At 69.2% G+C, this 21215-nt stretch carries 17 protein-coding genes and 3 pseudogenes; 5 read left to right on the forward strand and 15 right to left on the reverse strand.

The genetic code is table 11. The annotated features are described in order from the left end of the window. Nucleotides 1–41 precede the first annotated feature (41 nt). The 9 genes from rpsR to ACFWUZ_RS02900 form a co-directional block, all read right to left on the reverse strand. Nucleotides 42–278 (reverse strand): 30S ribosomal protein S18, encoded by a 237-nt coding sequence (gene rpsR, locus ACFWUZ_RS02860; protein WP_384365885.1) that lies wholly within the window; start codon nucleotides 276–278, stop codon nucleotides 42–44. 42 nt (nucleotides 279–320) lie between these two features. Next, the gene (locus ACFWUZ_RS02865; RefSeq protein ID WP_384366325.1) at nucleotides 321–1433 is read right to left on the reverse strand and encodes a CobW family GTP-binding protein; all 1113 of its coding nucleotides are present in this window, start codon (nucleotides 1431–1433) and stop codon (nucleotides 321–323) included. Between the two features lie 26 nt (nucleotides 1434–1459). After that, nucleotides 1460–1708, reverse strand: a complete 249-nt coding sequence (locus tag ACFWUZ_RS02870) for a type B 50S ribosomal protein L31 (protein WP_031149134.1) — start codon at nucleotides 1706–1708, stop codon at nucleotides 1460–1462. Nucleotides 1709–1738: 30 nt separating this feature from the next. Beyond that, on the reverse strand, nucleotides 1739–1903 hold the full coding sequence (rpmG, locus tag ACFWUZ_RS02875; protein WP_384365890.1) for a 50S ribosomal protein L33: 165 nt from the start codon (nucleotides 1901–1903) through the stop codon (nucleotides 1739–1741). Nucleotides 1904–2047: 144 nt separating this feature from the next. Further along, a complete protein-coding gene (locus ACFWUZ_RS02880; protein ID WP_384365893.1) occupies nucleotides 2048–3226 on the reverse strand; it encodes a GTP-binding protein in 1179 nt (392 codons plus the stop codon). A 5-nt stretch (nucleotides 3227–3231) separates the two neighbouring features. After that, the gene (rpmF, locus tag ACFWUZ_RS02885) at nucleotides 3232–3402 is read right to left on the reverse strand and encodes a 50S ribosomal protein L32 (protein ID WP_007267665.1); all 171 of its coding nucleotides are present in this window, start codon (nucleotides 3400–3402) and stop codon (nucleotides 3232–3234) included. A gap of 410 nt (nucleotides 3403–3812) precedes the next feature. Beyond that, nucleotides 3813–4118, reverse strand: a complete 306-nt coding sequence (gene rpsN, locus ACFWUZ_RS02890) for a 30S ribosomal protein S14 (RefSeq protein ID WP_384365898.1) — start codon at nucleotides 4116–4118, stop codon at nucleotides 3813–3815. Beyond that, nucleotides 4118–4354: a 50S ribosomal protein L28 gene (gene rpmB, locus ACFWUZ_RS02895; protein WP_243338869.1), complete on the reverse strand. Its 237-nt coding sequence runs from the start codon at nucleotides 4352–4354 to the stop codon at nucleotides 4118–4120. Before rpmB ends, rpsN begins: the two co-directional genes overlap by 1 nt. Nucleotides 4355–4953: 599 nt before the next feature. Then, nucleotides 4954–5901: a zinc-binding alcohol dehydrogenase family protein gene (locus tag ACFWUZ_RS02900; RefSeq protein ID WP_384365901.1), complete on the reverse strand. Its 948-nt coding sequence runs from the start codon at nucleotides 5899–5901 to the stop codon at nucleotides 4954–4956. A gap of 166 nt (nucleotides 5902–6067) precedes the next feature. Between ACFWUZ_RS02900 and ACFWUZ_RS02905 the strand changes: the two genes are divergently transcribed. Then, a complete protein-coding gene (locus ACFWUZ_RS02905; protein WP_384365904.1) occupies nucleotides 6068–6469 on the forward strand; it encodes a MarR family winged helix-turn-helix transcriptional regulator in 402 nt (133 codons plus the stop codon). 290 nt (nucleotides 6470–6759) lie between these two features. Here ACFWUZ_RS02905 and ACFWUZ_RS02910 read toward each other — a convergent pair whose 3' ends face one another. Continuing rightward, entirely contained in the window at nucleotides 6760–7986 is a 1227-nt protein-coding gene (locus ACFWUZ_RS02910) for a serine hydrolase domain-containing protein (RefSeq protein ID WP_384365908.1), read from the reverse strand. A gap of 292 nt (nucleotides 7987–8278) precedes the next feature. Between ACFWUZ_RS02910 and ACFWUZ_RS02915 the strand changes: the two genes are divergently transcribed. Both ACFWUZ_RS02915 and ACFWUZ_RS02920 read left to right on the forward strand, forming a co-directional pair. Continuing rightward, nucleotides 8279–9055, forward strand: coding sequence for a MerR family transcriptional regulator (locus tag ACFWUZ_RS02915; protein WP_384365911.1), 777 nt, complete (start codon nucleotides 8279–8281; stop codon nucleotides 9053–9055). Nucleotides 9056–9217: 162 nt separating this feature from the next. After that, entirely contained in the window at nucleotides 9218–9421 is a 204-nt protein-coding gene (locus tag ACFWUZ_RS02920; protein WP_384366328.1) for a cold-shock protein, read from the forward strand. A gap of 118 nt (nucleotides 9422–9539) precedes the next feature. On the opposite strand, the pseudogene hutH reads toward ACFWUZ_RS02920, so the two are convergent. Then, nucleotides 9540–10921 (reverse strand): annotated as a pseudogene (gene hutH / locus ACFWUZ_RS02925) (histidine ammonia-lyase). A gap of 1 nt (nucleotide 10922) precedes the next feature. Continuing rightward, a pseudogene (locus ACFWUZ_RS02930) lies at nucleotides 10923–11371 on the reverse strand (IS701 family transposase); the annotation flags it as partial. Between the two features lie 418 nt (nucleotides 11372–11789). Between ACFWUZ_RS02930 and ACFWUZ_RS02935 the strand changes: the two are divergent. Both ACFWUZ_RS02935 and ACFWUZ_RS02940 read left to right on the forward strand, forming a co-directional pair. Beyond that, nucleotides 11790–12689, forward strand: a complete 900-nt coding sequence (locus ACFWUZ_RS02935) for a GNAT family N-acetyltransferase (protein WP_384365914.1) — start codon at nucleotides 11790–11792, stop codon at nucleotides 12687–12689. Between the two features lie 251 nt (nucleotides 12690–12940). Continuing rightward, a pseudogene (locus tag ACFWUZ_RS02940) lies at nucleotides 12941–13985 on the forward strand (IS630 family transposase); the annotation flags it as partial. A 1022-nt stretch (nucleotides 13986–15007) separates the two neighbouring features. On the opposite strand, the gene ACFWUZ_RS02945 reads toward ACFWUZ_RS02940, so the two are convergent. From ACFWUZ_RS02945 to ACFWUZ_RS02955, 3 genes are all read right to left on the reverse strand, one after another. Then, nucleotides 15008–17494, reverse strand: coding sequence for a glycoside hydrolase family 3 C-terminal domain-containing protein (locus ACFWUZ_RS02945; protein ID WP_384365917.1), 2487 nt, complete (start codon nucleotides 17492–17494; stop codon nucleotides 15008–15010). Between the two features lie 179 nt (nucleotides 17495–17673). After that, the gene (locus tag ACFWUZ_RS02950) at nucleotides 17674–18759 is read right to left on the reverse strand and encodes a DUF1996 domain-containing protein (protein ID WP_384365920.1); all 1086 of its coding nucleotides are present in this window, start codon (nucleotides 18757–18759) and stop codon (nucleotides 17674–17676) included. A gap of 174 nt (nucleotides 18760–18933) precedes the next feature. Then, a complete protein-coding gene (locus ACFWUZ_RS02955; protein ID WP_384365923.1) occupies nucleotides 18934–21111 on the reverse strand; it encodes a discoidin domain-containing protein in 2178 nt (725 codons plus the stop codon). Nucleotides 21112–21215 lie beyond the last annotated feature (104 nt).

The following is a 21215-nucleotide window of genomic DNA, read 5'->3' on the forward strand; positions in this document are numbered from 1 at the left end:
CGGCTGTCCCACGCGACTGCTCGGCCCAACGTGGCCGTGCGCTATCGGCTGGTGTACGGGAGCAGGGCCATCTCGCGGGCGTTCTTGATGGCCAGGGCGAGCTGGCGCTGCTGTTGCGCGGTGACGCGGGTGACCCGTCGGCTGCGGATCTTGCCCCGGTCGGAGATGAACTTCCGGAGCAGGTCGGTGTCCTTGTAGTCGATGTACGTGATCTTTGCCGCGTCCAGCGGGTTGGGGCGGGACTTCAGCGGCTTGCTGGGGGAGGGGCGGCGGGCCATCGGTGTTCCTCAGGGGTGCGGTGTCGGGAATGGGTCGGACGGTCAGGAGACGGAGTCGAGCAACGGGCCGAAGGCGGCGGGGAGCTCCTTCCACGCCTCCCGCCCGGCGGTGTACTCGGCTTCGGTCAGGAGGCAGGAATCCAGGAGCTGTTCGATGCCGTCGCGGTCGAGGCCGGGGGAGGTGAAGACCAGGTGCTGGCAGCAGTCGCCGTGCTCGGGATCCCAGTCGAGGGCGGCTGCGGCCTGACGCATGGCGGGGACCAGGTCCCAGGCGGCGTCGGGCAACGAGGCCAGCCAGGGGCCGGCGCTCTCCACGCACAGCGCGCCACCGGCCGCGTCCCAGGCGAGGAGGGTGTCGGGCCGGTCGGCCAGCCAGAACCGGCCGCGGCTACGGGCCGCGGCGCACGTCAGGTCCTCCAGGGCCTCGTACAGCCGCTCGGGGTGGAACGGCCGGCGGCGCTGCCAGACGAACGTGGCCACTCCGGCCTCGTCGGCTTCCTGGGGGAGGAGCGCGCAGGCGGGGTGCTGGGCAGCGGCAGCCGTCTCCACGTCGAAGCCGGCGAACGCCAGGCGGGTGAGTTCGCTGGAGCCGGTGGGCACCTGGCGGGCCGTCGGGTGCAGCTGGGCGAGCAGGGCGCGGTCCTCGGCGTCGGCCTCCTCGCTGTCGGCGATCGCGAGGACCGGTGCGTATTCGAGCTGGCGGGCCCAGGTGTCCCCGACGGTCCGCTGGTCGCTGGCGGCCGCGGCGAGTCCGGCCTCGGAGAGGTCGTCCCCGTTGCCGAGGCAGGGCAGGACGAGCGCGGGGTCGACGGCGGTGATCACGTTGGTGAGTTCCAGTACGTCACCGGCATGGGCGGCCACGACCTCGGCCATCGCCCTGGGCTCGACCGAGTCCCAGAGTTCCACCACGGCCAGGCGGGTCAGCCCGCCGGCGGCCAGCCGCTCCAGCTCGGGGACGAGGTCCTCGCGCAGTGCGCAGCAGGCGCAGTCGTTGACCAGCGGAGTCTCGTCGGCGGAGACCTCACCCGCCGAGTCGCGCAGCGTGCGCAGTACGTTGCCGCCGGCAGCCGAGGACAGATCGTGGTGCAGGGCGATGCTTCCCGGCACGGCGCGCAGCAGGTGCTCGACGGTCTCCTTGCGCGCGTCGGCGTGCATGCCGCTGACGATCACGACGGGGAGGGTCACTTGGGCCCTCCGTAGCGGCGCTCGAAGCGTTCGACGCGGCCGGCGGTGTCCAGGACGCGTGCGGTGCCGGTGTAGAAGGGGTGGCTCTGCGAGGAGATCTCGACGTCGATGACGGGATAGGTGTTGCCGTCCTCCCACTCGACCGTCTTGTCACTGGAGGCGGTCGAGCGGGTGAGGAACGCGAAGTCGGCGGCCTTGTCGCGGAAGACGACGGGTCCGTAGGCGGGGTGGATTCCAGGCTTCATGGGGTCGCTCTCTCTGGAGGAGGGGTTTGCTCAGCGCTCTTCGCGGAAGTCGACGTGCCGGCGGACGACCGGGTCGAACTTGCGCAGCACCATCCGGTCCGGGTAGTTACGCCGGTTCTTGCGGGTGACGTAGGTGTACCCGGTGCCGGCGGTGGAGCGGAGCTTGATGATCGGGCGTACTTCGTTGCGTGCCATGGCAGCAGTATACGGTAATGGTAATCGTTTTCAATAACTACTCCGGCTCTCCCCTTGGAGGGGAGCAGGAGTCCGCGAGCGATGTGTCCATGGAAGGCCGGGCCGGACGGTGCCGTGGCTGCGACCACCGTCCGGCCCGGAGTTTCAGGCCGCCTGATGAGCGGCGGGCTCGTGCTCGCAGGCGTCGTCGATCCCGTACGTCTCCCAGTCCGGGAAGTCGTCCACGGCGGGCACGGTTTCCCCGGGGCCGAGGAGGCAGGCTTCGAGGGCCGCCCGCAGTGCGTCGGCGCGAAGGCCCGTGCCGATGAAGACGAGCTCCTGGCCCTGCGCGGTGTCCGGTCCGCGGGCGCCCGACGGTTCGAAGCGGGCCACCGCACCGGCCTGGGACCAGAGGCCGGTCACGCGCGGGCGGCTGGCCAGCCAGAAGAAGCCCTTGGAGCGCAGGATCTGCCCGAACGTCCCGCTGTCGAGGCCCTTGGTGACGAAGGTCCACAGCCGTCCGGGGTGGAACGGCAGGTCCGAGCGGAACACGAGCGAGGAGATCCCGTACTCCTCGGTCTCCGGGACGTGGTCGCCGTTCAGCTCCTTGACCCAGCCCGGGGCCTGCTGGGCGCGCTCGACGTCGAACAGGCCGGTGCCCAGCACCTGTTCGAGGGTCACCTGCCCTCGGACGGCGGGAACGATCCTCGCCCCGGGGTTCAGGCGCGAGAGTGTCGCGCGCAGCCTGGCGACCTCGGTCGGCCCGACAAGGTCGAGTTTGTTGAGGACGATGACGTCCGCGAACTCGATCTGGTCCATGAGGAGATCGCTGACGGTGCGCTCGTCGTCCTCGTACTGGTCGAGCCCGCGGGCGGTGAGTTCGTCGCCGCCGGCGAGTTCCGGCAGGAAGTTCGCGGCGTCCACGACGGTGACCATGGTGTCGAGGCGGGCGAGGTCGCCGAGGGTGGCGCCGTCGTCACGCGGGAACGAGAACGTGGCGGCCACGGGCATCGGCTCGGAAATCCCGCTGGATTCGATGAGGAGGTAGTCGAAGCGCCCCTCGCGGGCCAGCCGGTCGACCTCCTCCAGCAGATCGTCGCGCAGGGTGCAGCAGATGCACCCGTTGGTCATCTCGACCAACCGCTCCTCGGTCCGCGACAGTGCGGCCTCACCGCCGCGCACGAGCGCTGCGTCGATGTTGACCTCGCTCATGTCGTTGACGATGACCGCGACGCGCAGGCCCTCGCGGTTGCCGAGCACGTGGTTGAGCAGGGTGGTCTTGCCGGCTCCGAGGAACCCGGACAGAACGGTGACGGGTAGCGGGGTGGGCTTCGTGCCAGTCATCCGGTTCAGCCTTCGGGGCGCAGCAGGCCGCGCTCGTAGGCCTTCACCAGCCGCTGTGGGACCTGGTAAACGGAGCCGTCGACCGTGATCGGGACGAGCTGCGGCGTCGTGGCCTTCCACTGGGCCCGACGGTGGCGGGTGTTGCTGCGGGACATCTTCCGCTTGGGGACGGCCATCGGGATCTCCTGAGGTGTCGAGGGCGTGTGACGCGAAGCTATATGAAAACGACCACCATTTTCAATCTGCGACGGAAGCGAGTGATCTGCAGCGACTCGACGAGTTCTCAGTGCGCGGCAGCTGCGCGACGTACTCAAGCGTGGCGGTGGCTCCGTGGGCCTGACGACCGCCCACCGCACGGCAAAGCGGTGGAGGTCGACGGTCCGGCCGTCGAGAAGTGGACTGCGGCGATCGCGGCCACACATGACGTCGTGGGCATCGCCCATACCGTGGAAGTCTTCGGCACCTGCGCCGACTGCGCAGCGGCCCCAGCTTGAACGGCAGCTGAACCAAACGTCCGCACAGGCCGACGTACCCCACCGGATCCCATGGCGGGGTACGTCGCCGGCGCCGTGTCATCCGGGTGGGCCTACCAGGAGGACTTGGTCACGCCGGGGAGGAAGCCGGCGTGTGCCTGCTGCCGGGCGCGTACGCGGGAGAGTCCGAACTTGCGCAAGTAGCCGCGGGGGCGGCCGTCCACGCTGTCGCGATTGCGCACGCGGGTGGCGCTGGCGTTGCGCGGCTGTCGGCGCAGTTCCGCCAGTGCGCTCCGGCGCTCGTCCTCGGTGGACGAAGGGCGCCGGATGATCTCCTTCAATGCGGCCCGCCGCGCGGCGTACCGCTCGACGACGTCCTTGCGCTTCTCGTTCTGGGCGATCTTGCTCTTCTTGGCCATCAGACCTTCACTCCTCGCGCCCGGATCCGGGCCACGGCGGCCTCGATGCCGATGACGTCGACCGTCTTGATTCCCTTGGTGCTCAGGGTCAGGCGGACATTGCGGCCCTCGCTGGGCAGCCAGTAGCGCTTGTTCTGGATGTTCGGGTCGAAGCGGCGTGACGTGCGCCGGTGCGAGTGGGAGATGCTGTTGCCGAATCCGGGCTTGGCGCCGGTCAGTTGGCAGTGTGCGGACATGGGTGACTCCTGCCTCTCTCTGGCCATCACTTATTGGTAATGGAAACCATGTCCATATACTAGCCTCATGGTCCGTAAGCGCTCCGCACGGCCGTCGGGCTCGGTCCGGCAGGGGCGTCGACTCCCACCGGCACCGACCGTAAGAAGCGTCGACCGCCGACCCGCTCGTGTTCTGCCCGCACGCTCCGACCTGGACGCGGTCGGCCGTGCCGGGCGTCCATCGGCCTCGGGGGGAGCAGGGCGCCGTGGGTGTCCGTCGTCGCCGGGATTCACGCGGACGCCTTCAAGCTGTCTCGGCTTGAGCCCTGGAACGGCGTCGGGTGCAGCCAGGCTGTAATGGTTCTCCGAACGTCCCCCGTGGAGCCCGCGGTGTCCCTTTCGCCGCCTGACCCGGCTTCTCGGGCTGCTGGGCCCGTTGTGCTGCGACAAGAGGCGGGGAGGGAGCGTCAATGTGCTGCGCGTACCGCTCACTCTGCACGTAACGGACGGATCGACCCGGCGATGACGGGCCTTACCCCGCGTCCGACGTGGTCTCCCTTCCCGTTCCGGCGGGCTTCGTTGCGGGAGTCGCCCCGCGGGTCGGCGCATCCTGGGTGTTGTCAGGCGATGCGGATGATGCTCTTTCCGCGGGTCGTGCCCTCGGCGAGGCGCTGCACGGCCGTAGCCAGGTCTTCGAGGGCGTACTCGGCGGTGATGTCCGTGCGGATCTCGCCGTCGGCGACGAGGTCGAGTGCGCGGCGGGCACTGTCGGCGAGCCGTTCGGGATGGGTCCGGCTGAGCAGGTTGCTGTTGTAGGTCAGCAGTGACGTGCCGTGCGTGAGAAGGTCGTTGGTGTCGGCGAGGACGGGTTCGTACGGGGCGAGGTTGCCGTACGCCACGAGTCGGCCGTGTGCCGCCAGTCGCTCCAGCCCTGCGGTGCGCGCCGCGCCGCCGACCGGGTCGAGGACGACGTCCAGCTTCTCGTCGCCGAGCGCGGCCGGGAACTCCTCGCGGAGCAGGAGCTGGTCGTACCCGAACCGCGCGGCGTAGTCGGCCCTGTCGGCGGTGCCGACCACACCGGTGATCCGGCCCGCTCCGGCCCGTCGGGCGAGCTGGGCGGCGAGCGTGCCCACCGAGCCGGCGGCGGCATGGATGAGCACGCTCTCGCCGGGCCGTACTCGTGCGGCGGTGTGGATCAGGTCGTAGGCGGTCGGCCCGCCCCAGCCGAGCCTCGCTGCCGTCCTCAGTGGCAGGCTGCCGGTGCCGAGGGTGAGGGCGGCGGGTGCGAGGACGACCTCGGCGTAGGCCCCCGAGGTGGTCAGCGCGGTGACGGCCTCACCGACACGGAGTGCGTCGACGCCCCCGCCGACCGCGACGATGTGCCCGGACGCCTCGAACCCCGGGACGAAGGGGCGCGGTACGGGGAAGTAGCCGTCCCTGACCATGGTGTCCCCCCACTGGACCCCGGCGTAGGCCACGCGGATCGCCACCTGGCCGGGGCCGGGGGTGGGGTCGTCGAGTTCGGTGAGCCGGTAGTGGTCATCGGGGTCGAGAACGACAGCCTTCATGCTTACAGCTCCCTGTGCTGACTCAGTATCCTTACAGTCGAGACCGTAGGTATATAAGGTTCCTGAGTCAACCCATGAACCTGTCAATGAAGTGGGAGTGCACGCGGTGGAAGCCCCGATCGAGAATGACCTCTGCACCCGGATCAGGCGGTCGGAGCAGGCGTTGATGGCGCACCACGAGGCCGTGCTGCGTACCTACGGGCTGACCATGACGCAGTACACCGTGCTGTTGGTCCTCACGCGCGAAGGCGGCATGTCCGGCGCCCAGCTGGCCCGGTCCTGCGGGGTGACGCAGCAGAGCATGAGCAGCGTGCTGGCCAACATGGAGAGCAAGGGGCTCATCCGCCGCGAGACGTCGCCGGTGCACGCCAAGGTGCAGATCGCCACCCGCACCGATGCGGGGCAGGAGCTGCTGGACCGCGCCTACCAGGAAGTGGTCATCCTGGAGCGCGCGCTCACCGACGCGTTCACACCGTCCGAACACGCGGCACTCTGCGCCCTTCTGGAACGCGCCACCGCCGTCCTGGTCCAGCAGACGCGCAACGCGACGGCCCCGCCCGCCACCTGAACCTGTAAGGCCTCATCCCTGCGTACCCGTTCAGGAAGACTCGGACACCCCGTCTGCGTCCTGCCTGTGGTGCTCACCGCCGCCGGAGCACCGAAGTCTCAGAAGTCGGCTTGCGGCCAGAAGACTTGCGATCGCCCACTACGGGCGGATCGCCAGGACCCCGCACATCGTGCGCCTGGCCGACGAGCCCGGATGTCGCAGGCAGGTCAAGATGCGGGCAGGAATGCCGCCCGGCTCCCACCCGCGCTCTCGTCGCTGACCCAGCCGCACAACATCGGTCAAGCTCGTTGTCAGTCGATGGCCTGGTAGAGCGTGGTCCAGAAGTCGTTCATGGCACGCGGCGAATCCGCGGTGGACAGCCCGACCTGGGTGAGCAGGACTCCGGTGAGCTGATTGGTCCTGTCTGCGTAGGCGGTGGTGCCGGTACCGCCGAACCAGCCGAACTGGCCGATGGGCGCGTAGTCGCCGCGACAGGTGCGTACCGCCATCCCGAAGCCCCAGCCGCCGTTCGACCCCTGGCCGGACGTCAGGTGGGCGACCTTGCTGAACATGGCCTCCCGGGCGGCCAGTTGCCCGGGCGGGAGCCGGTTGCTGGTCATCAGCTCGACGGCGGCCCGGGACAAGATCCGTTCACTCCCGTGCATTCCGTGGTTCAGCAGCATCTGGAAGTAGGCGTGGTAGTCGTCGGCGGTGGAGACCAGCCCGCCGCCGGCGCCCTGGAACGCGGGAGGCACGCTGGACCTTCCCCCCGCCGCCTCGTCCCAAACGAGGAACTCGCCGGTCTGCGGGCCGGGCCCGTACAAGGGCGGCAGTCGGTCGATCTTGTCGGCGGGCACGTGGAAGGCGGTGTCCTTCATCCCCAGCGGATCGAGGATGCGTGTCCGCAGGAACGTCTCCAACGACTGTCCCGTGACTCTGGAGACGAGCACACCGACCACCTCGTTGCTGAGGTCGTACTGCCACCGCACTCCGGGCTGGTACTGCAACGGCAGCTCGCCGAGGCGGCGCATCCACTCGTCCGGCTCCGGGGCCGGCCCGGATGCCACGCTGTAGTCGAGACGCTCGAACGTCGCGGCCCTGATCGGGGAAGCCATCGACTCGAAGTCCACCCCGAGCCCGAACGTGGAGGTCAGCAGGTCCCTTACAGTGATCGGCCGTTGGGCCGGCACGGTGTCGTCCAGGGGTCCGTCGGGCCGCTTCAGCACCTGCCGGTCGGCGAGTTCGGGCAGCCACTGGTCCACGGGGTCGTCCAGCCGCAGCCGGCACTCGTCGAGCAGGATCATCGCCGCCGCCATCGTGACCGGCTTGGACGTGGACGCCATCCGGAAGATCGTGTCCCGGCGCATCGGCGCGCCACCGTCATGACGCATCGTCCCGATCGCTTCGACGTGCGTCCGGCCGCCGCGGCTGACGAGGGCGACAAGGCCGGGAATCTTCTCTGACTCGACGTGCTGTGCCAGCACCTCGCGCAGCCGGCGCAGCCCTGCGTCGGAGAAGCCGCTGTTGCTCGTACCCATGATGAATCTCCTGTTCACGGTGTGGTTCTCACGGCGGCTCCGGTGGCTGCCTGGCCCTTCGAAGGGCCATGTGCAGAGCCTGCAGCCTTGACCCAAGGTCAAGGTCAACCCCCTGTACCGATCAAGGGGTGACCGGCACCGATCGCAGGCTTCCCGGTCCCTCCTGGCAGCAGGGAGTGGGCTGGAACTGGTGCGCGCTATCCTCATCCCGGTGATCATCCGGACTTACCGGCCGTCACCGACGCGGTGCGCGAGACCGCAGCCGCCCACGATCCGGAGGTGCGCCGAGCCGATGACAGACGGGCTCACGATCGGTCAGGCGGCGGCGTTCGTCGGTGTCACGGTCAAAACCGTGCGGCACTATCACCGGCTCGGCCTGCTCGCCGAGCCGGAACGCGACGGCTCCGGCTACCGCCGCTACCGATCGGACGAGCTGTACCGGCTGGTCCAGGTCCGGACCCTGGCCGCGGCGGGCGTGCCGCTGGCCGAGATCGGTGACCTGCTCGACGCCGATCCCACGACGTTCGCCGCCACCCTGGACCACGTCCACCACCAGCTCACCGAACGCATCGAAGACCTGATCGCGCGCCGTGACAGGCTGCACCGTCTCGACCATGGAGACCGGGCCCTGCTGCCCGACCGGGCCTGCGCGGTCTTGGAGCGCCTCGCCGAACTCGGCTTCGGTTCCGACTACGTGGCCGGTCAACGGGAGGCTCTGGTGCTGGCCCGGGCGCTGGTCCCGGAGATCTTCGACAGCTTCCTGACCCGGCTTGAACATTCGCTTGACGATCCCGAGTCCGTCGAGCTGACCAAGCGCGGTTGGGATGCGAGGGCCTGGGATCCGGACGACCCGCGGATCGAGGAGCTGGCGTCCACGCTGGCCGACAAACTGCTGACCCAGCGGGCGCTGCTGGCGATGCCGACCGGGTTTCAAGACCAGTCCGACGCCGCCTCCCGGTATGGAATGGTCAACCACCACCGGGAGGACCAGTCACCGTCCATCGCCCGGTTGAACACGCTGGTCGAGGCGAAGCTGCGCGCGGCCGGCATCGCCGTCCCGAGTCAGTGACGGCCGCCGTACCGGTCTTTCGCCTCAGACCGGCGCGAGCAGGCCGGCGGCCGGGATTCGACCCGAGCCACGGACCCGGTTTCGCTTTTCGGGGCTTGGGGAGGATCGGCGTGCAGCCGGGTGCGGACCACGTTCTCGGCGCTGTCCTTCGAAGGGTTGGGTATGGCTCAGGGGACTGTGAAGTGGTTCAACGGTGAGAAGGGCTTCGGGTTCATCTCACCGGATGAGGGCGGTGCTGACGTCTTCGTTCACTTCAGTGCGATCCAGGGGTCCGGGTTCAGGAACCTGGAAGAGAATCAGCGGGTCGAATTCGAGCTCACCCAGGGACAACGCGGTCCGCAGGCTGACAAGGTGAGGGCCCTTTAGCTGCTGCCGGGGCGGCTGGTCCGCCCGGATGTTGGCGGAGGTCAGAGCTGACCGGGAAGTGGACCGGGGCGGGGCCTGTTCGAGAGAACGGGCCCGCCGGCGTGCTGTGTGCGGTGCCTCAGCTTCCGTTGGGCCGCAGTCGGCCCCGTCTGACCAGGTCCAGGGCTTCTTCGACGTCGGGGGACATCCAGCGGTCCTGCCCCAGGGCCGGGATGTGGTCTCGGAACCGCTGATGGAGTTCGGCGGTCCGCTTCGCCGGCGTCAACTCGCCCATTTTGGGCTTGGCCAGGTCGATGCCCTGGGCTGCGAGGAGGAACTGGACGGCCAGGACGGTCTCGGCCCGGTCGAGATTGTCGTCCAGGTTGCGGGCCGAGGCCATGGCCATGGTGTCGTGGTCCTCCTGGCCGAACTTCTCCGGCCGCGACAGCACCCCGGCCGGCATCGCTCGCGCCTGCATCTCCGGGATCAGAGCCGCACCGACCGACTGGACCTGCACCATGCCCGAGTTCAGCCATACCGGCTCAGCGGCCAGGTTGTCGGGCAGCCCGTAACTCCACTTCGAGGAGATCAACCGCCCCGACAACTCGTGGCTGAGCACCGCCACATCCGTGACCTGCGCGTTCAGAGTGTCCAGGGCATGACCGATCTGCGCCCCGTCCCAGTTCCCACCCATCACGAATTCATATGAGGAACCGGTCTCGAACAGCAGCGGGTTGGACGTCGAGGCGTTCGCCTCACGGCCGATGATCGTCCTGGCCTCTTCCAAGGCCTGGCGGACCGTGCCGACGATGTGCGGGCCGCGCGCACGGAAACCGCGTCCTGCACGCGAGGTGACTTCTCCCCGAAGCGGCTGCGTCCTTTCTCCGTCATCCACTCGCTGTCCTCGGTCAGCTCCCGCAGGAAAGCTGCTTCCGCTTCTTCGGCCGGCACCCCGCGCTCGGCATGCGTACGCGCGTCGAGCGAACCGGCCTCGGCCCGGGTTGCCTCGAGGAACAGACCGAAGGCACCGTCGAACTGGTCCAGAAACCTCTCCGCCCGGACCACCGAAGCCGCGTAGCGTGCCGTCAGCACCCCGCTCCCGCTGATCAGCGGCAACGCCTCACCCGCCTCCAGGGCGAACGTGCTCGGCAGGCCGGCCTGCTCCAGCACCTGCCCGGCCGGGCGCGCGGGACCCCCGCGCAGCCGGGCCATCGCGCCATCTCCGGTCAGGACCATCCCCGCGGCCGCCATGGGCTGCAGATCACCGGTTCCCAGCGATCCGACCGAGGGCATCACCGGGGTCACCCCGGCGTTCACCAGGTCCGGCATCCGCCGCACCATCTCCGGCCGCACGCCCATGTGACCGCGAGCCATGGCGTTGGCCCGCAACACCAAAGCCAACCGGGCCACCCCGGCCGGCACCTCCTCACCCACCCCTGCCGCGTGGGAGCGCAGAATCCTGCGCTGGAAATCCCGCTGCTGCTCCGTTGTCAGCGGATGGTCTTTCAGCGGGCCTCGCATGCCCTGCCGCCCGGCAGCGGTCCGGGTCGCCCGTCCAGGAGCGCGGGACGTACAGCTCCCGGTCCACCGCGTGTGTCCCCGGGCGCCGGCGTAGACGAGGTAGACGGCGACCTGGGAGTTCTCGATCCGTCCCGCGGTGCCTGTGTACTGGCGTTGGACCCCGACGGTGTGGGTGCCCTTCTTCACGTCGCCGGTCTCGTCGACGGCCAGCACCGCTGCATCGTCGTGGAGGTGTTCGACGACGTATTCGCGGACGTCGTCGCGGACGGCATCGGCGTTCCAGGACGCCCGGCACAGCAGGTGCTGCATGCCGTGCGGGGTTGCCTCGCCGGCCCACTCCGCGATCGTCCAGCAGTTCTTGCGCGGCCGGTCCGACAGCAGGCCCAGCACCAACCGCCCGGCCTGTAGGCGAGGTTCATAGCGGGCGAACCGGCCCGCGATGCGCCCCATGGCCGCCTCAAACGCCTCCCGCCAGCGTGCGGGATTTGTGCTGTGACCAGTGGCCACCGTCTCGTCGTCAGTCCACACACCCACGTGATCAACGGCGGCCGCATCTGTTCCCGTAACGGCCCCACCAGCAAGATCACGATCCACACAGCTGGAGCACTACTGTCCGCTTAGGGCCCCCCTTGGGCCTTTGAGGGCGCTCTGCATCGTCCCGCGAACCCCCCCCCTTCAAGGGGCGCGTAAATCCGTGGACGGACCCGCGGAAGATCACGTAATGTGTGGCTTCACGCCCTGAGATGGATGGAAGGAGGCGAGTGCCGTGCAGTTCACACCTTTCCAGCGCTCCCTCTTCCGCTATCCCGGCGTAGTTCGTCAGTTCTGACCGGGAGCGCTCCAAGCAGCCTGTATCCCGGAGGAATCCATGACCGATACGGTCATCCGCGCGCTCTCCGCGAGCGACGCACATCTTTTCGACGCACACCCCGACCCCCTCGGCGCCGGTGAAGGCCACCGGCGTACCCGGTTCCGCCCCGACTGGAAGCGCGTCGCCCTGCGCGACGGCGAGGTCGTCGCACGCGGTGCGTGGTGGGGCGGCCCCGACGACTCGGAGCCCGTCAACATCAACTGGTTCGACGTGGCCGAGGGCGAGGAGGAGGCCGGGGCCGAACTCCTGCGCTCCGCTCCCTGGCAGGTCGAACTCGAGATCAACCTGCCCGGCGGCTGGCGGGAAAAGACCTACCTGTGCGCCGGAGCAGAGGCGCGCTTCGCCGCCGCACGAGCCGCAGGGTACGAACTCCTGGCGGAACGCTTCCTGTACCGCTGGACCCCCGAGCGAGGTATGCCCGAGCGGCCCGGACGCCTGCGCTTCAGCGCCGAACCCGACGACACCGTGTTCTTCGACGCGTTGCGCCGCATCCACTCGGCCACCCTGGACGCCCACGCGCTCAGGGCCATCGAGGAGGGCGGCCTCGACCAGGCCGCCCAGGAGGAACTCGACTTCTTCCACTGGTGCCCCTCCCCACGGGAATGGTGGCAGATCGCACACACGCCGGAGGGCGACCTGGCCGGCATCCACATCCCGGCCCACAACCCCTCCGGCCCGACGATCGGCTTCATCGGAGTCGTCCCGGAACAGCGCGGTCGCGGCTACGCCTACGACCTCCTCGCGGAGTGCACCCACCTCCTCGTCGAGCAGGGCGCGGAGTTCGTCAGCGGAGCGACGGACCAGGCCAACTTCCCCATGGCCGCGAACTTCGCCAAGGCTGGCTTCCCCGTCATCCGTGAACGCATCAACTTCCACCCCGCGGGCCAAGCGACCTAGCGAGGAGTAGCACGCGGTGAGCGGTCCGGTCCGAGGGCAGGTCCGGACCGCTTGCTGGTGCCCGGCGGCATGCCGGCCGACAGTGAACGTGCAGGATCTACGCTGCGGAGTGGCCACCGTCTCGTCGTCAGTCCACACCGACGATGATCAACGGCGGCCGCGCCCGTTCCCTTACCGGCTCCACCAGCAAGATCATGATCTGCAGCTGGAGTACTAGTGAGCTGAGTCTGAGGTTTGTCGTTGGTTTGGGTATGAGTCGTCCTGGTCCGAAGATTCCGCCTTTGTTGGTGACTGATGCCCAGCGTGTCGTGCTGGAGGGTTGGTTACGTCGTCGCTCGACGGCTCAGGCTTTGGCTCAGCGGTCGCGGATCGTGTTGGAGTGCGCGGAGGGGCACTCGGTGATGGAGGTGTCGCGTCGGCTGCGGCTCGCGCCGGATACGGTGCGGACCTGGCGGCGGCGCTTCATCGAGCACGGTCTGGACGGGCTGGGCGACGAACCGCGGCCGGGTGTCCCGTCGGAAGATCACCGACGCGGACGTCGAGCGGGTGATCGTGGCAACCCTGGAAGAGACGCCGAAGAACGCGACGCACTGGTCGACGAGGTCGATGGCCGCGGCGACCGGGATGTCGCAGTCGACGGTCTCGAGGATCTGGCGGGCGTTCGCGCTGGCGCCGCACCGGTCGCAGACGTTCAAGCTGACGACGGATTCGCTGTTCATCGACAAGGTCCGTGCTGTTGTCGGGCTTTACCTGGACCGGCCGGAGAAGGCTCTGGTCCTCTGCGTGGACGAGAAGTCGCAGATCCAGGCCCTGGACCGGTCCCAGCCGGTCCTGCCGATGATGCCCGGTGTTCCCGAGCGCCGCAGCCACGACTGCATCCGGGCCGGCACGACCACCCTCTTCGCGGCCCTGGAGGTGGCGACCGGCAAGGTGATCGGCTCCCTCCACCGCCGTCACCGGGCCGTCGAGTTCAGGAAGTTCCTGGCGAAGGTCGACAAGGAGGTCCCGGGGGACCTTCAGGTCCATCTGATCCTGGACAACTACGCGACCCACAAGACGCCGGACGTGAAGAAGTGGCTGCTGGCGCACCCGCGGTTCCATCTGCACTTCACGCCGACCAGCGCGTCATGGCGGAACCTGGTTGAGCGGTGGTTCGCCGAGCTCACGCAGAAGAAGCTCAAGCGGGGCGTCCACCGCTCCGGCCAGGCACTCGAACGCGATATCCGGGCCTGGCTGACCGACTGGAACGACCAGCCCAGACCCTTCGTCTGGACGAAGACCGCCGACGAGATCCTCGACCTCTCGCTGCGGGGCGAGGAGGCGACGGCGCGTTTCGTCCGGGGGATGCCGGTGGGGCAGCTGCATTCTCGTCCGAACACCTCAGGTGGGGTATGCAAGGTCGATACCAGGCCAGGGCAGCTCCCATGCCGCCCGGCTGGAACCGGGCTTGTGCCGTCCCGGCCTCAATGGGTGCAGGACAGCCCGGCACGCGGGGGTGGGTGGGCCAGGAACCGGTCACCACCCCGTCGGTTTGCCCGGGACCGCAATCCCACAGGTCGGGCTGCGTCTTCTCAATCAGCCACTTAGCGGGAGAGATAGACGACTTGGTGGAATCCATGGTCCCTCTCGACTACACCGACCGCGAGGACGGAGTCACCGCCAACCGACCCGTAGAGAAAATTGCCCCGCGGGTCTGGCGACGTCACTGCGCACAATCTGCCCCCCCGCCTCGCTCGTGCTGCGGAGATGTGGGCGATGTCGCCTTTGTGTCACGCGCACCTCTCCTGACACCGCGGTCGTCGACGGCATCGGCCATGCCACGGACGCGGTCACGCAGGCCGCCGCCACGCGCGGCGCGTACGGGATTTCCCAGCAGTCGGTGTGCGGTCACCCTTCGGATCTCCGGAATCGCTGCACTCGATCAGCTCATCCACCTTCGGTGAACTCCCTCCCCTCGATCACTCTCCTGATGGTGGCTGTCAGAGAGTTGTCAGGCTGGAAGAGATGCGGGGCGCCGCGGCTGGTGGATGTTCCACTCATTGCACGGATCGTAGGCCCGCCGGGAAATGGTCCTCCGCAATGACGACGGGGCTGACGAACGTCCGGTAGTGCTCCACTACCCTGGCAGGCGTGTACGCCGCGAGGTGTTCCCCGCACTCCGGGCCTTCGCACGTGAAGGTGACTCGGTTGGCTTCATGGTCGGCGGTGGGGCTGATGCTCCACTCGCCGTTGAGATCCGCATCGACCCGACCGCGCCCCACCCCCTGGAAGGGGAAGAGGGCGGGTACGGACGGACGCTGCGAGTAGCTGCCGTGTGCCTACCGGATGGACAGGATCTGTCGGCCACCGTCCGTCCGCCCCAGCCTCATGTCACCCGTTCCCCGGAGGGGCAGCACCCCTCTCCACAGCAGGTCGTCGGCCGAGCGGCCCACCATGATCTGGTAGGTCCCGGGCTCCGTGTTCCAGGTCTTGTCGGCTTCGGACCAGTACCGCAGCGCGTGCGCCGGAACCTCCACGACGGCGGTCACCGAAGCACCGGGTTCCGCGTGTACCGCGGCGTAGCCGGCGAACCAGCGGACGGGCCGCTCGATGGTGGATTCCGGACGGGCGAGGTATACCTGCACGACCTCACGGCCGGGACGGCTGCCCGTGTTGCGGACCTGTACGTGGACCGTGAACGGGGCCCCTTCCACCGCTTCGGCCGGGACTTGGACCGTCGTGTACTCCCAGCTGGTGTATCCGAGGCCGTGGCCGAACCAGTAGGCGGGCTCCCTTTCCGCGCGGAGCCAGGCCCGGTGTCCGATGTGGATGCCGTCGTCGTAGGGGAGCCGACCGTCGACCGGCAGTGCGTGGGTGACGGGTGCGTCGGTCAGTGACGCGGCCCAGGTGGTGGGGAGCCGGCCGCCCGGCTCGGCGTCCCCGAAGAGGATGTCGGCGAGCCCTGCTCCGGCCTCCTGTCCGGGGAACCAGGTGAGCAGCAGCGCGCCCACCTCGTCGCGCCAGGGCAGTTCGACCGGGCCGCCGCTGTTGACCACGGCGACCGTGTGCCGGTTGACGGCTGCCACGGCGCGGACCAGCACGTCCTGGTGGCCGCCCAGGGAAAGGTTGCTGCGGTCGTGGCCCTCGGTCTCGCTGTGCTCGCTGGTGCCGACGACCACGATCACGGCATCCGCGTCACGTGCCGCCTCGACCGCTTCCGCGAGGGCGTCCACCGCTTCGGGCTCCGGCGGCGCCGCCGCGACGATCGTGGCGCGCCCGGCTCCGGGAACCAGTTCACGCCGAGCCGTCAGAAGAACGGGTTCCGTCGTGTCCACGGTCGCCCGCACCGTGTGGAGGGGCGGGTTCACATGGACGACGGCCGGGTCGTCGGTGGTGCACGGGAACTCGCCGTCCCACACGGTCCGGCCGTCGAGAGTGAGGTTCATCAGGCCGAAGCCGGCGATGCCGAAGGTCCATTCCCCCGTCGTCCGAGGCCGGATGAGCGCGCTGATCTCCACGGTCCGTGCGGAGGGACCCACGGGCGGCTCAAGCTGTGTCCCCGACAGCCGGTGCTCCGCGTGGAGCTCCTGGCCCGCCTCGTCCAGCAGGCGCAGCAGCACACCCGGTTCCCCTGACCGCGGGTCGCTGCACCAGCCGGTGCCGAGAGGCGCCGGGGGAACGCCCAGTCCCGGACCCGGTACGTGCACGACCTCGGCCAGGCCGTCCAGCCGGGCGCGGATCCCTTCCAGGGGAGTGACCACGCGCGAGGGGAAGAGCCCCGCGCTGCCGCCGCCCTGCACCCGCGGGGAGTCGGCGTGCACGCCGATGACGGCGACCTTCGACAAGGAGGACGGGGCGAGCGGGAGCACCTCATGGTTGGTCAGCAGTACGGATCCCGCGGCCACGGTGCGGCGCAGCAGCGTCCGCGTCTCGTCCGAACTGAACGCCGGGGTCCGCGGGCCGCGGTTCGATCCGAGTGCCCCCACGCGTCCGGCCAGTCGCAGCAGGCGCCGCACCTTCTCGTCGATGGATTCCTCGGGGACGTGGCCGTCCTTCACGGCCTGGACGAGGGACTCCTCCCACGGGCCCTGCGGTCCCGGCATCGCCAGGTCGAGCGCGGCGAGCGCCGGTTCCCGGGTCGAACGCAGGGCGCCCCAGTCGGAAACCACCACCCCGTCGAAGCCCCAATCACCTTTCAGCGGTTCGGCGAGCAGTGGATTGGCGGTCATGGTCGTGCCGTTCACGCCGTTGTAGCCGGCCATCACCAGCCACGCGCCCGCCTCGACAGCGGCCTCGAACGGTGCCAGGTAGACCTCTCGCAGCACCCGCTCGGAAGCTCGCACGTCCACGTGCATCCGCCCCGACTCGGAGTCGTTGGCCACGTAGTGTTTGGCCGTGGCCGCCACCCCCGCCGCCTGAATGCCCCGGATCAGCGCGGCGCCCGTACGGCCCGTCAGTACGGGATCCTCCGAGAAGCACTCGAAGTGCCGGCCGCCCAGGGGAGTGCGGTGCAGGTTGAGCGTGGGCGCCAGGACGACGTCCACGCCCTTGCGGACCGCTTCGGAAGCGAGCAGACCCCCCAGCTCCTCGGTCAGGTCCTCGTCCCACAGCGCGCCGATCGCGGAGGCGGAGGGAAGCAGCGCCGAGGTGCGCCGCTCGTCCCAGGCCTCTCCCCGCACCCCCGCGGGCCCATCGGAGGTCACCATCTCGCACAGACCGATGGCCGGTTCGCCGGCCGTCCGCCACGTCGTGGCACCGGACAGCAGTCGCACCTTCTGCGCGAGATCGAGCTTCTCCAGCAGTCGATCGAACATGTCCTCGCTCATCCCCACCCCATTCACGTCAGGCGCTCCCCACATGAGGGAGAGCGCTCTCCCAAGCGTTGGTGCCTACGACGCCCGCCGTCAAGTCCCCTTTGAATCCCCATCCTTGGCAAGAGGAGAGGGCCCGGCCCGCCCCGTGGTCCAGAAGGGGCGAGCCGGGCCCGTACGGAGGGCCGACCGGGTCAGGGCAGCCGGTACTCCGTGTTCAGCACCGCGCCGCGGTCGGGGCGGTTCTGGTCGTAGCCGCGCGGGTCGCATTGCAGGCCGCCCACGATGCAGTGGTCGACCATGGCCTTGAGAGTGCGTTCCTCCCAGGCGTTGAAGAAGTCGTAGTGGAAGGAGTAGCCGCGGCCGCTGGCGAGGCGGACCTGGCTCATGTCGCCGTTGACCGGGAAGGCCATCTTGAACTCGACCATCGGCAGGGCGACGGGATGAGAGGCCGGGCACATGTTGTCGTTGGTGCCGGGCTTGACGACCGGGTACGTCATGTGGCTCTGGTGGTCGGGGGTGTCGAGGTACTTGCCGTCCCAGCAACTCGGGGCCTGGAAACGGATGTTGAGCTGGACGTCAGGTCGGCTCGGGCAGCTGGCCGGAATGTCGCTGTTGAAGAAGCTGTCGCCGCATTCCCAGCCCTCGACGAAGCCCTTGTGGTCGCGGAACTGCTGGGCGGTCTGCAGCGGGTTGCCGACGACGAACCGCAGGCCCTTGGGGAAGGGACGCACGCTGGTGTAGTCGGTGACGCCGGCCTTGTAGTAGATCACTTGCGGTCCGGTGGGCAGGATCTTCTGGTCACCCTTGAACAGCGAGGGCATCCAGTACGCCGAGGCGTCGGCGGGCGCCTTGCACGCGGTCGCACCTCCGTACAGCGAATCGGTGGTGCTGTGCGCGTTGGTGGAGGTGTTGCCCATGAACGTGTGGTCGTGGGACCTGCCGGCCTGGCCGGGGTAGACGATCGGGTCGTCGGGCGCGGTGTGCGTGACCGAGCAGTTGGCCTGGAACTCGTGGAAGTAGGCGGGCGGCGGCGTCCTGTCGGACGGCGTGACGCCGGTGACCTGCGGGACCGCCGGGATGTAGCCGTCCCCGTCGGCGTCGTCACCCGACGCCTGGGTGGATGCGGCCATGGAATGACCGGTGTGGACGCTCGCGGCCGACGAGGGGGAGGCGCTGCCCGGATCCGCCGCTGTGGCGATCGCGCCGACGCCCAGGACGCCGGCGACGAGGGCCGAGCTGATGAGAAGCCCGCTGAGCCGTTTGGAAGTCAGTCTCATGAAGATCTCCTGCCGGAGGGGAGAGGAGGAGTGGCGCTGCGGTGGGCGGGTGGGGGGAGGGGCTCCCTCCCCCCACCACGCGACCGGCCGCTCGGCGCGGCCGGGGCAGCACGCGGCGGCACGCCCGCCGCGGTCAGCGGACCGGTCTCGGTCGCGCAGTCATGGGGTGGTGGATCAGTTGTAGATCCCGAACTCGTGGAGCGAGTAGCCCCAGCCGGTGCCGCGGGCGGTCAGGTGCAGCCGTACGTGGCGGGCCGTCGCCGACACGTCGACCGTGTCGATGTCACCGTTGCCGGTCGTCGTGGTGTGCACCGTGCGCCAATTGGTGCCGTCATCGGAGACCCGCACTTCGTAGGACTTGGCGTAGGCGGGGTCCCAGACCAGCTGCAGCTTGCGGATCGCGGTGGGAGCACCGAGGTCGACGTTGATCCACTGGGGGTCGCTCCAGTCGCTGGCCCAGCGGGTGCCGGTGTTGCCGTCGGTGGCGTTGCCGGCGGGGCAGGGGCAGTCGCCGTAGGAGGCCTGCGCGGAGGAGGCGGTGGCGGGCTTGTTCAGGGCGAGGTTGGTGCCGGTCACCGGCGGGGCGACGACCTTGACGGACTTGGTCTCGATGCCCGCGTTGCCACGGCCGTCCTCAGCCTGGATGTACACCTTCCAGACGCCGAGCTTCTCGGGAGCGGTGACCGCGAAGGTCCCGTGGCCCGTGGAGCGCCACTGCGCCTCCACCAGCCGCTTGTCGCCGTTCGCGTAGTTGCCGCTGAGGAAGATCTTGTACGTCAGGGGATCGTTCTGCGGGTCCCGGATGGTGGCGCTGACGGTGAACTCGCCTCCGGCCGGGGCCTGCGAGGCCTGGTTGACGACCATGTTGCTGATGACCGGCGGAGTGTTGTCACCCGCCGTCGACCCGGTGTAGGCCTGCTTCACGGCGTAGTACGACAGCCGCTTGAGCCCGTCGGGCAGCAGGTTGAACCAGATGCCGCCGAAGTCGTGTTCGAGACCGTAGTGGAACATGGTGGCGCCCAGGGCCACCCCCTGGTGACCGGTGATGCAGTTCCAGGCGGCCGTGTATCCCTCGGCGTTCTGGACGTCGGTCTTCTGCTCGGGGACGCCGTTGGCGTCGTTCGGCACCTCCCACTCACCGGCCGGTCCGGTCTCGGTGATGATGTAGGGCTTGGTGTAGCCGCCCTCCACCCAGTCCTGGCGTACGCCGCAGATGTCGCCGTAGGCGTTCATCGAGTACAGGTCGAGGTCCGGGGCGTTGCGCTTGTAGTACGGCCACGCGCCCGTCCAGGCATCGGTCGAGGTGACCGGGTGGTCCGGGTCGATGCTGTGGATCTTCTTGGCGACGTCGTTCACGAAGGTGGTGTAGGCATTGCGCTGCGCCTCCAGTTCGGCGCCGCTGTAGCAGTTCTGCAGGCCGAGGACGGATTCGTTGCCGACGTTCCACATGAGCGTGGCCGGGTGCGACTTGTAGGTGTCCACCCACTTCGCGAACTCCGTGAGCATGGTGCTCTTGTACGCGGCGTCGGTCACGTAGTTGACGCAGCCGCCGGAGCCGGGGCCCCCGCCGGGCTGCAGCCAGAAACCGTTGATGATCCGGATGCCGTTCGCCGCGGCGGTGTCGAGGAGCGGCTTGGTCGAGCCGTCGGTACCCCACGTCCGGATGGTGTTGACGCCCATGGACTTCACGTCGGGCATGTACTTCGGGGCGTCCGCGACGGACGGACCCCAGGTGAGGCCCTTGACGGTGTACGGCTGTCCGCCGACGGTCAGCTGCCAGTTGCCCTGGGAGCCGGCCACGCGTACGGCGCCCCCGGGGCCCGGGGGTTCGCCCTGGGCCGATCCGTAGACCTGGAACTCCCAGAGGGAATAGCCGTAGCCGCCGGAGCGGACCAGGCCCATCATCCGTACGTGGCGGCCACTGCCGGAGATGGCGATCTCGTCGGTGCCGCCGTCGCTTCCGGTGACGGATTCGGCGGTGCGCCAGTTCGTCCCGTCGTCCGAGACCTGGATCTCGTAGTTCTTGCCGAACGCGCCCTCCCAGGTGAGGACGACGCGGCTGAGGTCGCGACTCGCGCCGAGGTCGACCTGGATCCATTCGGTGTCGCGCCACTGGCTGGCCCAGCGGGTGCCGGTGAGGTTCCCGTCGAACGCGGCGGCCGCGGAATAGGCCTCGCCCTCGGTCGAGGAGGCGGTGGCCGCCTTGCCCTGGGAGAGCAGGGACTCCGCGGCGGCCGCGCCGGGTGCACCGGCCAGCGCGAGTGACGATGCGAGCAGTGCTCCGAGCGTGAGCAGGGCCGCCGCGCCGCGCGTGCGGCGAGGTGGGGTGCTGGCGGAGGGGGGAGGGAACATTGCGGCTCCTGGTGTCAATGACGGCGGGGATTGACCGGCTGTCCCGCAGGGGGCGCCTCCCCCGCGGGACGGCTCGGGGCCGGGGAGGCGGCCTGGTCGAGTGG

This window comes from Streptomyces sp. NPDC058646 (genome assembly GCF_042716875.1).
Classification (GTDB): Bacteria; Actinomycetota; Actinomycetes; order Streptomycetales; family Streptomycetaceae; genus Streptomyces.

What these genes read in the sequence shown, in the direction of transcription:
- rpsR (WP_384365885.1), bottom strand. Translation starts at nt 278, where the DNA reads ATGGCCCGCCGCCCCTCCCCCAGCAAGCCGCTGAAGTCCCGCCCCAAC.
- ACFWUZ_RS02865 (WP_384366325.1), bottom strand. Translation starts at nt 1,433, where the DNA reads ATGCACGCCGACGCGCGCAAGGAGACCGTCGAGCACCTGCTGCGCGCC.
- ACFWUZ_RS02870 (WP_031149134.1), bottom strand. Translation starts at nt 1,708, where the DNA reads ATGAAGCCTGGAATCCACCCCGCCTACGGACCCGTCGTCTTCCGCGAC.
- rpmG (WP_384365890.1), bottom strand. Translation starts at nt 1,903, where the DNA reads ATGGCACGCAACGAAGTACGCCCGATCATCAAGCTCCGCTCCACCGCC.
- ACFWUZ_RS02880 (WP_384365893.1), bottom strand. Translation starts at nt 3,226, where the DNA reads ATGACTGGCACGAAGCCCACCCCGCTACCCGTCACCGTTCTGTCCGGG.
- rpmF (WP_007267665.1), bottom strand. Translation starts at nt 3,402, where the DNA reads ATGGCCGTCCCCAAGCGGAAGATGTCCCGCAGCAACACCCGCCACCGT.
- rpsN (WP_384365898.1), bottom strand. Translation starts at nt 4,118, where the DNA reads ATGGCCAAGAAGAGCAAGATCGCCCAGAACGAGAAGCGCAAGGACGTC.
- rpmB (WP_243338869.1), bottom strand. Translation starts at nt 4,354, where the DNA reads ATGTCCGCACACTGCCAACTGACCGGCGCCAAGCCCGGATTCGGCAAC.
- ACFWUZ_RS02900 (WP_384365901.1), bottom strand. Translation starts at nt 5,901, where the DNA reads ATGAAGGCTGTCGTTCTCGACCCCGATGACCACTACCGGCTCACCGAA.
- ACFWUZ_RS02905 (WP_384365904.1), top strand. Translation starts at nt 6,068, where the DNA reads ATGGCGCACCACGAGGCCGTGCTGCGTACCTACGGGCTGACCATGACG.
- ACFWUZ_RS02910 (WP_384365908.1), bottom strand. Translation starts at nt 7,986, where the DNA reads ATGGGTACGAGCAACAGCGGCTTCTCCGACGCAGGGCTGCGCCGGCTG.
- ACFWUZ_RS02915 (WP_384365911.1), top strand. Translation starts at nt 8,279, where the DNA reads ATGACAGACGGGCTCACGATCGGTCAGGCGGCGGCGTTCGTCGGTGTC.
- ACFWUZ_RS02920 (WP_384366328.1), top strand. Translation starts at nt 9,218, where the DNA reads ATGGCTCAGGGGACTGTGAAGTGGTTCAACGGTGAGAAGGGCTTCGGG.
- ACFWUZ_RS02935 (WP_384365914.1), top strand. Translation starts at nt 11,790, where the DNA reads ATGACCGATACGGTCATCCGCGCGCTCTCCGCGAGCGACGCACATCTT.
- ACFWUZ_RS02945 (WP_384365917.1), bottom strand. Translation starts at nt 17,494, where the DNA reads ATGAGCGAGGACATGTTCGATCGACTGCTGGAGAAGCTCGATCTCGCG.
- ACFWUZ_RS02950 (WP_384365920.1), bottom strand. Translation starts at nt 18,759, where the DNA reads ATGAGACTGACTTCCAAACGGCTCAGCGGGCTTCTCATCAGCTCGGCC.
- ACFWUZ_RS02955 (WP_384365923.1), bottom strand. Translation starts at nt 21,111, where the DNA reads ATGTTCCCTCCCCCCTCCGCCAGCACCCCACCTCGCCGCACGCGCGGC.